Source organism: Massilia sp. CT11-108 (genome assembly GCF_047302915.1).
Classification (GTDB): domain Bacteria; phylum Pseudomonadota; class Gammaproteobacteria; order Burkholderiales; family Burkholderiaceae_D; genus Telluria; species Telluria orientalis.
The window spans coordinates 1-385 of sequence record NZ_JBKYMO010001310.1 but is presented as its reverse complement, the minus strand read 5'-3'; the positions used below and the strand labels follow the sequence as shown (position 1 = coordinate 385).

1 protein-coding gene is annotated in these 385 nt (G+C 73.8%); it reads right to left on the bottom strand.

Annotation, left to right across the window (positions count from 1 at the left end):
- Nucleotides 1–162 precede the first annotated feature (162 nt).
- Nucleotides 163–385: hypothetical protein (locus tag ACEN88_RS34550; protein ID WP_413346915.1), on the bottom strand; the 223-nt coding region annotated here is incomplete at its 5' end.

Genomic DNA, 385 nt, shown 5'->3' with positions numbered 1-385 from the left:
CCGCCTCGCCGCCTGATCGCCGTAGTCGCCGCCCGCGCCCGTGCGCGGCGGCGGAAGAAGTCTGTACGAGCGCGTGTACGCGCGTGAGTCGTTTCATGTCGTCCTCGTTGCGAATGCGTGAATGGCACCGCCGCGCACGGGCGCGGGCGGCGACTACGGCGATCAGGCGGCGAGGCGGCGCGGAGGGCGTTCGAGTAGGGGCGGGTCGACGCTGGCCAGGTGGCCGGCGCGGAAGGGGATCGCGATGGAAGGCGGCGGAAACGCCGGCGGGACGAGCGGCACGGGCACGAGCGCGACGACGATGCAGCAGTCGCCGCAGACGCTGCGGTGCTCGTGCTGGTGAGCGCTGTCGTCCGCCTTGGCCGCGGCCGTGGCGTGGCAGTGC